The sequence below is a fragment of the Acidovorax sp. KNOB132 genome (assembly GCF_057541515.1).
The window spans coordinates 1-9001 of the sequence record NZ_BAAJYT010000155.1 but is presented as its reverse complement, the minus strand read 5'-3'; the positions used below and the strand labels follow the sequence as shown (position 1 = coordinate 9001).

At 64.1% G+C, this 9001-nt stretch carries 10 protein-coding genes and 1 pseudogene; 9 read left to right on the top strand and 2 right to left on the bottom strand.

Annotated features, from left to right (window positions below):
• A pseudogene (locus AC27IO_RS16945) lies at nt 1-544 on the bottom strand (MFS transporter); the annotation flags it as partial.
• Between the two features lie 445 nt (nt 545-989).
• Between AC27IO_RS16945 and uvrA the strand changes: the two are divergent.
• The 9 genes from uvrA to AC27IO_RS16900 all read left to right on the top strand — a co-directional run bounded on the left by uvrA (nt 990) and on the right by AC27IO_RS16900 (nt 7827).
• A complete protein-coding gene (uvrA, locus tag AC27IO_RS16940; RefSeq protein ID WP_317360355.1) occupies nt 990-4010 on the top strand; it encodes an excinuclease ABC subunit UvrA in 3021 nt (1006 codons plus the stop codon).
• Between the two features lie 117 nt (nt 4011-4127).
• Nucleotides 4128-5021 (top strand): DUF6402 family protein, encoded by an 894-nt coding sequence (locus AC27IO_RS16935; protein WP_498739810.1) that lies wholly within the window; start codon nt 4128-4130, stop codon nt 5019-5021.
• Between the two features lie 123 nt (nt 5022-5144).
• The gene (locus AC27IO_RS16930; RefSeq protein ID WP_498739808.1) at nt 5145-5444 is read left to right on the top strand and encodes a hypothetical protein; all 300 of its coding nucleotides are present in this window, start codon (nt 5145-5147) and stop codon (nt 5442-5444) included.
• On the top strand, nt 5441-5845 hold the full coding sequence (locus tag AC27IO_RS16925) for a hypothetical protein (RefSeq protein WP_272566437.1): 405 nt from the start codon (nt 5441-5443) through the stop codon (nt 5843-5845). The genes AC27IO_RS16930 and AC27IO_RS16925 overlap by 4 nt, the downstream gene beginning before the upstream one ends.
• Before the next feature lie 3 nt (nt 5846-5848).
• A complete protein-coding gene (locus tag AC27IO_RS16920) occupies nt 5849-6160 on the top strand; it encodes a DUF6402 family protein (RefSeq protein ID WP_498739806.1) in 312 nt (103 codons plus the stop codon).
• A 54-nt stretch (nt 6161-6214) separates the two neighbouring features.
• Nucleotides 6215-6565, top strand: a complete 351-nt coding sequence (locus tag AC27IO_RS16915) for a hypothetical protein (protein ID WP_498739805.1) — start codon at nt 6215-6217, stop codon at nt 6563-6565.
• Nucleotides 6566-6675: 110 nt separating this feature from the next.
• On the top strand, nt 6676-7008 hold the full coding sequence (locus AC27IO_RS16910; protein ID WP_498739803.1) for a hypothetical protein: 333 nt from the start codon (nt 6676-6678) through the stop codon (nt 7006-7008).
• On the top strand, nt 6966-7406 hold the full coding sequence (locus AC27IO_RS16905) for a hypothetical protein (RefSeq protein ID WP_498739801.1): 441 nt from the start codon (nt 6966-6968) through the stop codon (nt 7404-7406). Before AC27IO_RS16910 ends, AC27IO_RS16905 begins: the two co-directional genes overlap by 43 nt.
• 16 nt (nt 7407-7422) lie before the next feature.
• On the top strand, nt 7423-7827 hold the full coding sequence (locus AC27IO_RS16900) for a hypothetical protein (RefSeq protein ID WP_498739799.1): 405 nt from the start codon (nt 7423-7425) through the stop codon (nt 7825-7827).
• Between the two features lie 26 nt (nt 7828-7853).
• Here the strand turns inward: AC27IO_RS16900 and AC27IO_RS16895 are convergent.
• Nucleotides 7854-9001: DUF1501 domain-containing protein (locus AC27IO_RS16895; protein WP_498739797.1), on the bottom strand; the 1148-nt coding region annotated here is incomplete at its 5' end.

The following is a 9001-nucleotide window of genomic DNA, read 5'->3' as shown; positions in this document are numbered from 1 at the left end:
CACCCACAGCACCACGGCGATGCCGCCCAGCGCCAGCGCGCAGGTCAGCCCCGAACAGGCCCGCCAGGCCGATGTGCGCGGCCAGCACGGGGGCCGCGACGAGCGCCACGGCGAACATCAGCCCGATGCTGCCGCCCACCAGTGCCATGGCCTTGGTGCGCACGGCATCGCGCGTCTGGTCGGCCAGCAGCGCCGTCACGGCGGCCGACACTGCGCCCGCGCCCTGCAGCGCGCGGCCGGCCAGCAGCCCGGTGAGCGAGTCGGCCAGCGCCGCCAGCAGGCTGCCGGCGGCGAACACGGCCAGGCCCAGCACGATCACGCGCTTGCGCCCGAAGCGGTCGGACGCCATGCCCAGCGGCAGCTGCAGCACCGCCTGCGTGAGGCCGTAGATGCCCATGGCCAGGCCGACGAGCGCGGGATCGTCGCCGCCCGGGTATTTGCGCGCTTCGAGCGCGAACACGGGCAGCACGAGGAACAGCCCCAGCATGCGCAGCGCGAAGATCAGCGCCAGCGCGAGGCTGGAGCGGCGCTCCAGCGGCGTCATGGCGGTGGCGTTGGACGGGGGCGAGGCGGTGGCGCCTGGACCTGGAAGGTGGGTGGAGGAATCCGGCACGGTGGGTGCGCTGAGGGCCTGAAGCCAAAGCCGCGATTCTCGCCCATCGCCCGCAGGCCGGAACCGGCGCCACCGCGCAGGCATTGACGGCCTGGCGAACCCGTTTTCGCCGCTGCGGGCAAAAAGGCCACCATGCCGGCGGATTCATTGCCCTGATTGCTATTAAATAAGGAGCAGATGGTTTTCCGGCCCGCCGCCGGACCGCCCCCCGCCCGGCAGCAGGGGCCGGGTGGCCCTGCGGACGGCCCGCGCCGGGGGGCGTGGCCTATCATGGTGGGTTTCCCCGCCCAGAGCCGCGCCCACCGTGAACCACTCCCCCTTCTCCCGGCCCGCCGACGATGGCGACGCCCCTGCAGCGCCGGCCGCCGGCCGCTACCTGGGCGCCGCCCTGCAGCAGGCTCGCATCAGCATCCGCGGGGCGCGCACGCACAATCTCAAGAACATCGACCTGGACATCCCGCGCAACCAGCTGGTGGTGATCACCGGGCTGTCGGGCTCGGGCAAGTCCAGCCTGGCGTTCGACACGCTCTATGCCGAGGGCCAGCGCCGCTATGTGGAGAGCCTGTCGGCCTATGCGCGGCAGTTCCTGGGCCGGCTGGACAAGCCCGACGTGGACCTGATCGAGGGCCTGTCGCCGGCCATCTCGATCGAGCAGAAGGCCACCAGCCACAACCCGCGCTCCACCGTGGGCACGGTGACCGAGATCCACGACTACCTTCGCCTGCTGTACGCGCGCGCCGGCACGCCTTACTGCCCCTACCACGGCCTGCCGCTGGCCGCCCAGACGGTGAGCCAGATGGTGGATGCCGTACTGGCCCTGCCCGAGGACACCCGCCTCATGGTGCTGGCCCCGGTCGCGCGCGACAAGAAGGGCGAGTTCACCGAACTCTTCGCGCAGATGCAGGCGCTGGGCTATGTGCGCTTTCGGGTGGACGGCACCATCTACGAATACGAAAGCCTGCCGCAGCTCAAGAAGACCGAAAAGCACGACGTGGACGTGGTGATCGACCGCCTGAAAGTGCGCGCCGAGATGCAGCAGCGCTTGGCCGAAAGCTTCGAGGCGGCCCTGCGCGTGGGCGGCGTGGAGGGCAACGGCCGCGTGCTGGCGCTGGAGATGGATGGCGGCCAGGAGCACCTGTTCTCCAGCAAGTTCGCCTGCCCCGTGTGCAGCTATTCGCTGGCCGAGCTGGAGCCGCGCCTGTTCTCGTTCAACTCGCCCATGGGCGCCTGCCCGGCCTGCGACGGCATCGGGCAGCAGGAGGTGTTCGATCCCGCGCGCGTGGTGGCCTTTCCGTCCTTGAGCCTGGCCAGCGGCGCCATCAAGGGCTGGGACCGGCGCAACGGCTACTACTTCGCCATGCTGGAGAGCCTGGCCAGGCACTACCGCTTCGATGTGGAGGCACCCTACGAATCGCTGCCCCCGCCGGTGCAGCAGGCCGTGCTGTACGGATCGGGCGAGGAGGAGATCGCCTTCAACTACGTGCTGGACAGCGGCGCCAACAAGGGCAAGGCCATCGTCAAGAAGCACCCTTTCGAAGGCATCCTGCCCAACATGGCGCGGCGCTACCGCGAGACCGATTCGGTGGTCGTGCGCGAAGAGCTCGCGCGCTACCGCAGCACCCAGCCCTGCCCCGAATGCCACGGCGCGCGGCTGCGGCTGGAGGCGCGCCACGTGAAGGTGGGCGAGGGCGAACAGGCCCGTGCCATCTACGAGGTGAGCCACGCCACGCTGGCCGACGCGCACGCCTGGTTCTCGCAGCTCAAGCTCACCGGCGCCAAGGCCGAGATCGCCGACAAGGTGGTGCGCGAGATCGGCACGCGCCTCACGTTCCTCAACGACGTGGGGCTGAACTACCTGAGCCTGGACCGCAGCGCCGAGACGCTCTCGGGCGGCGAGGCCCAGCGCATCCGCCTGGCCAGCCAGATCGGCTCGGGCCTGACCGGCGTGATGTACGTGCTCGACGAGCCCAGCATCGGCCTGCACCAGCGCGACAACGACCGCCTGATCGCCACCTTGCAGCACCTGCGCGACATCGGCAACAGCGTGATCGTGGTCGAGCACGACGAGGACATGATGCGCGCCGCCGACCACGTGATCGACATGGGCCCCGGCGCCGGCGTGCACGGCGGGCGCGTGATGGCGCAGGGCACCTACGACGCGGTGCGCGGCCATCCCGATTCGCTCACGGGCCAGTACCTGTCGGGCACGCTGTCCATCCCCGTTCCCCCGCGCCGCACGCCGTGGCTGCCCGTGATGGAAGGCACCCCCGCGGCCCCCGAAGCGGCGAAGAAGGGCAAATCGCGCTTCCCTGAAACCGAGGCCAGCAAGCGCCGCGCGGAGCAGCGCGCCGAGCGCCAGGCCGAGCACCGCGCCACCCAGGGCCGGCTGCAGGCCCTGCGCGTGGTCGGTGCCACGGGCCACAGTTTGAAGAACGTGAGCGTGGAGTTTCCCGTGGGCCTGCTCACCTGCGTGACCGGCGTCTCCGGCTCCGGCAAGAGCACGCTCGTCAACGACACGCTGTATGCCGCCGTGGCGCGCCAGCTCTACCGCGCGCACGACGAGCCCGCGCCGCATGAGGCCATCGAGGGCATGGAGTATTTCGACAAGGTCATCAACGTCGACCAAAGCCCCATCGGCCGCACGCCGCGCAGCAACCCCGCCACCTACACCGGCCTGTTCACGCCCATCCGCGAACTGATGGCCGAGGTGAACACCGCCAAGGAACGTGGCTACGGGCCCGGGCGCTTTTCCTTCAACGTGGCCGGCGGCCGCTGCGAGGCCTGCCAGGGCGACGGCGTGGTGAAGGTGGAGATGCACTTTCTGCCCGACGTGTACGTGCCCTGCGACATCTGCCACGGCCAGCGCTACAACCGCGAGACGCTCGAAGTCCTGTGGAAGGGCAAGAACATCGCGCAGATCCTCGACCTCACGGTGGAAGACGCCTTCGCCTTCTTCAAGGACGTGCCGACCATCGCGCGCAAGCTGCAGACGCTGCTGGACGTGGGCCTGTCGTACATCCGCCTGGGCCAGGCCGCCACCACGCTCTCGGGCGGCGAGGCCCAGCGCGTGAAGCTCGCGCAGGAATTGAGCAAGCGCGACACCGGCCGCACGCTCTACATCCTGGACGAGCCCACCACCGGCCTGCACTTCGCCGACATCGACCTGCTGCTCAAGGTGCTGCACCAGCTGCGCGACGCGGGCAACACCATCGTCGTGATCGAGCACAACCTGGACGTCATCAAGACGGCCGACTGGATCATCGACATGGGCCCCGAGGGCGGTGCCGGCGGCGGCACCGTGGTGGGCGAGGGCACCCCCGAAGACCTGGCCGCCAACCCGGCCAGCCACACCGGGCGGTACCTGGCGCGCTACCTGCCGTCCACAGCGCAGGGCTGATCGATAGTTACGTTACTTTCGGTGGCAAATCAGTTGCCCCGAACCGCGCCGTGCGCCGGTTTTTACCCCCAGAATCCGCGGTTCTAAAAACAACCGAAGACGGAACGGGGAGGTCCCATGAACAAGGGCATGGTCCAAGTGGACCAGGAGCGCCTGCGCGCGCAACTGGAGAAAAAACTGCCGCCCAAGGTGCGGCTTTTTCAACTGGATGACATCCCGGGCGTGATGCGCTCGCGCATGGGGTGGCCGGTGGCGGCGGCGTTGATGGAGCGGTGGTTTCGGGGGGCGGCGTTTGAGATGCCGGGTCCGATGAAGCGGGGTGAGGTTGTCAACCGGCCCAGCACTCTCAGTGCGGCGCAATTGGATGAGAACACCGTTTCCATGGCCTGGGCGCGTGGTTTCGCAAGGGTGAACGCCGCCATGGCAAAACTGCAATCCCAGTGGGCCACTCCAGCTGGCGTGGTGCAACTGAAAAAAATCGTCAGGGAACAAGGCTTGGGTCGCCTGGGAACGCAAGCGTGGCGGTTGGGCGACCTGTCAAAGCCCGCGAAAATCCTGGACGAAACCTGCCAAGTGAATTACCTGGGGTTTGGCCGACTCAGCGATCCTCTGGACGATTTCTATGGGGCCATGGGCGAGGCCACCCTGAAAGTGGCCGTATCAGGCATGGTGACGCCGAAAGGAACTGGAAAAACTTCGATTGCCATCGACGAATTGGGTTTCTATCTGCGAGACGCCTACGATTTCAACGATGGCGAAAATTCCTTTCTTTCGCAGCCCCTGGGCTTCTGGGGTTTCGGGGGCGTCGAACGACTCCAGTGGGGTTCAGGCGTCTCCATCTCCGAGCAATGGGTTCAGGAGACAGATGCTCAAGTACGAAGCCACACTTACCTAGTGCAGAACACGGACTTTCGTCGCTGGCGTGCGTTACACGGCAGGGGTGGCGATTTCATCGTCCTTTCGAACGTGCACCGTGTGCAGCTTCCTTTTCCGATTCACATGGAGTGGTGATGCCCTTGAAAGATTTGAAAAAAGTGCCATGCATCGCGTGGTGTCTGGCCATCAACGCATTGCTCTTCGTAGGGTGGCATGTCTATGCCCCGACTTTTTTTGTACAGCGACAACAGCCCGCACATGACCTACCGCGTGGATGTTTACAACGCCTCGATTCTTCAGAGAATCATTCACTACGACTTCGGAATGCCTGCGATCGTGCGGCTGTACAGGGTGGAGCCCAGGGCCCTACTGGCCGAAAGCCATGTCGTTGATATGAGCGCAGGAAATGGCAGTATCAGTTGGCATACCGCTCCTCCGCTCGATTTCAATGAGGTGTATGCGGGCCATGGCGTGCTGTTCGAAAACATACCCTCTGAATGCCCCACCCAGGCACCGCCGCCGAGCTGTCTGAACCGGCCAGAAACGAAATCACGATGAAGCACTTCGCCTGGAACAAGATCCCTTGCATCGTCTGGTGCCTGGCGTTGAACGCTGCGCTGTTTCTGGCGTGGTACTTGTCTACGCCGGCGCTCTACAACCGCTACAACAGTCCTCTGCATACCTATCGACTGGAAATCTACGATGCATCCTGGTGGCAGCGTGTGCAGCACCTGGATTCAAAGAAGCCTTCTGTAGTCCGTCTCTACCATTCCGATTCTCAGGCGTTGTTGGGGACCAGCCCGGTGGTCGACCTTTGGCGCAACGATGCCATCGTCTGGAGCGTTAACTCGCCGGGAGACGACAACCATGTGCGTGTGGGGAAGGACGTGCGGTTCGACAAACTTCGGTCCGAGTGCGCGCCGCCGTCTCCCCTACGCATCTGCGAGCAACAGCAATAAGCCATGCGCCGCAGCGGTGATGAATTCATTGGATGTTGGCCCCACTCCAAGACCCCATGCTCACCGGATACGCTGCCCCACCGAGATTCCCCAGGCAACACCCAACCTCTCCATATTTGCTACCAGCGCGCCATCGTCGCGGCCTGCCCGCGATGGGCACATGAGAGCGAGACCAAAGCGCGTAGTCACACTTACCTTGTGCAGAACGAAGACTTTCGCAAATGGCGAGCAAAGCATGGGCGCGGCGGCGACTTCATCGTCCTGTCCGATGTGCACCGTGTGCGCCTTCCTTTTCCGATCAAGCTGGAATGGTGATGAAACTGTCAGATCTTCGTAAAGTCCCTTGTATCGTTTGGTGCCTTGCACTGAATGCGATTATTTTTTTTGGTCTGGTACGCGGCGACCCCCACTTTTTTCGATAGTGAGAACAGTCCTCACCGCGTTTACCGCCTTGAGTTCTACAAGGCATCAATCGTTCAGCGTGTCATCCATTACGACTACAAGATGCCTTATGTGGTGCGTCTTTACCGGGTTAATTCCAGGACATTGCTCGGTGAAAGCGAAGTGGTCGATCTCTGGATGAATGGCGAGACCAGTTGGCATTTGGATGCGCCGGTAGCCACTAACAAAGTTTACGTAGGGCGGGATGTGTTCTTCAACAACATTCCTTCCGAATGCACGGACCCTACTTTGCCACCAGATTGCCCTGCCAAGAAGTGAAGCAGATCAATGCCGGACCCATGATTTTCTCTTGTAGAGATGGTGAAAAACCTGTTTTCAATAGAGGCTCGTGCTTCGTCCGGTGCTTGGCGGTGACGGCCCTCTTTGTCATGGCTTGGTACGCCATGACGCCCACATTTTTCGACAGCGAAAACAGCCCATATCGCGTTTACCGCCTGGAGTTCCATAAAGCATCTCCCTTGCAAAGAATCGCCCATCTCGATTTCAAGATGCCCTATGTCGTGCGCTTGTACAAAATCGAGCCCAAGACGCTGCTGGGTGAAAGCGAAGTCGTCGATCTCTGGCTGAACGGCGAAATCACGTGGTATCTGAATTCTTCGGTGGACCGGAACGAAGTGCGCGTCGGCAGGGATGTCTTGTTTGAAAAAATCCCAGCGGAATGCACACCTGCGTCACCGTTGGTCAGTTGTCCCATGCCTTGATGCGCCCTTTGAAAAAAATCCCGTGTGTCGTGTGGTGCCTGATGCTGGGTGGTTGTGTTGTTTTGGGGTGGCGCGCCACTTCCCCTACGTTCCTGTACAGCTACAACAGTCCTCATGAAATCTATCGCCTTGAGTTCCATCGGGCATCGATCCTGCAGCGCATCGTCCACCACGATTTCAGGATGCCTTTCGTCGTCCGGCTATATCGTGTTTCGCCCAAAACGCTGTTGCGAGAAAGTGAAGTCGTGGACCTTCAAGGTGGTGGGCAGTTCGACTGGCACCTTGATCCACCAGTCGCTACCAACAAGGTGTATGTAGGCAATGAAGTGGTGTTTGAGGGCATCCCCTCGGAATGTGGCGACCCACCGCTTGCCAGTGGGTGTCCCGCCAAGCCTTGATGAAAGCGCGCCGGCCGTGAGCGAGTCTGTGCAAATCAGGAAAACCACCCTCGGATGGGGTACGGCCCTGGTAGCCCTCGCTGCTTTCGCTTGGTATGCCTCAACACCGACTTTTTTCGACAGCGAAAACAGTCCGCATCGGGTTTACCGACTGGAGTTCTACAAAGCATCGATCCTCCAGCGCGTCTTTCACCACGACTACAAGATGCCTTACGTGGTGCGGTTGTACCGCGTGGATTCCAGAACTTTGCTGGGTGAAAACAGCGTGGTCGATCTATGGCTGAATGGAGAGACCTACTGGTATCTGGACCCGCCGATGGACATGAAGAGAGTGCGTGTGGGGCGCGATGTGCTCTTCGGAAACATCCCCTCCGAATGCACGGACCCGACACGGCCACCGGATTGCGGCCCCCACAACTGACGCTTGCTAACCCACCGCGCCACCCATCACCCCAAGAATCCCAGATTCACCGGATACGCCGCTCCCCCGAAATTCCCCAGCCTCGGCAGCACGCCGGTCATCTCGGTGTTCGCCACCCCGAACCACCGCGCCATCGTGGCCGCGTACTGGTCCACGGCGGTGCTGGGCAGCAGGCGGCCCTGGCCCACGTGCCACTGGTCTTCGCTGCCGCTGCCATTGCCCACGCTGATGGGTGGCGGCGTGCCGTAGAAGGCCGCGCCGCGCACGGCGCCGCCGACCACGAAGTGGTGGCTGCCCCAGCCGTGGTCGGAGCCGTCGCCGTTGGAGGTGAGCGTGCGCCCGAAGTCCGATGCGGTGAAGGCGGTCACCTTGTCGGCCACGCCCAGCTCCACGGTGGCGTTGTAGAACGCGGTCATGGCGCTGCTCACGCGGTCCATCAGCACGGCCTGGCCCGAGACCAGGTTGTCGTGCAGGTCGAACCCGCCCATTGACACGAAGAACACCTGCCGCCGCGTGCCCAGCGCGCCGCGCGCCGCGATCAGCCGCGCCACCACCTTGAGCTGGTCGGCCAGGGGGTTGCCCGTGGGGAACGCGGTGGACACGCCCGCGCCCGCGAGCGCAGCGGAGATCTGCCCTTCCGAGCCGATGGAGCGCTGCGTCACGCGCGCGTATTCGGCCTCCATCGCGTGGGCGCTGGCGGCCTGCACCAGCTCGCTCAGCACGCCGCGCACGGCGCTTGATCCATAGACGTTGTTCTTGACCCCGTTGATGGGCACGGCGCCGCTGGTGCTGATCTGGTACTGCAGCGCCTGGTCGCCCGAGAGGAACACCGCGTTGCCGCTGGCCGAGATGCAGGTGAACAGCGAGTTGGTGTTGGCCGACAGGGCGAGGTCGCCCAGGTTGCCGCCCCAGCCCACGGTGGAGCCTTCGGCGCCCTGCGATTGCCACACCGACTGCTGGTCGTTGTGCGAAAAGAGCTTCGGGGGCAGCGGGTAGGTGCGGCGGTCGGCACTGGCGTACTGCGCCCGCGTGAGCGGCACCACCAGCGGCCCCACGTTGAGCTGCACCGCCGCGCGCCCGCTGTTGAAGAGGCCGGCCATGCCGGTCATGGCGGGGTGCAGCGCGTACTGCAGGCCGCCCGCGAGGGCGCTGGCCGGCTGCAGCACGGTGCCGC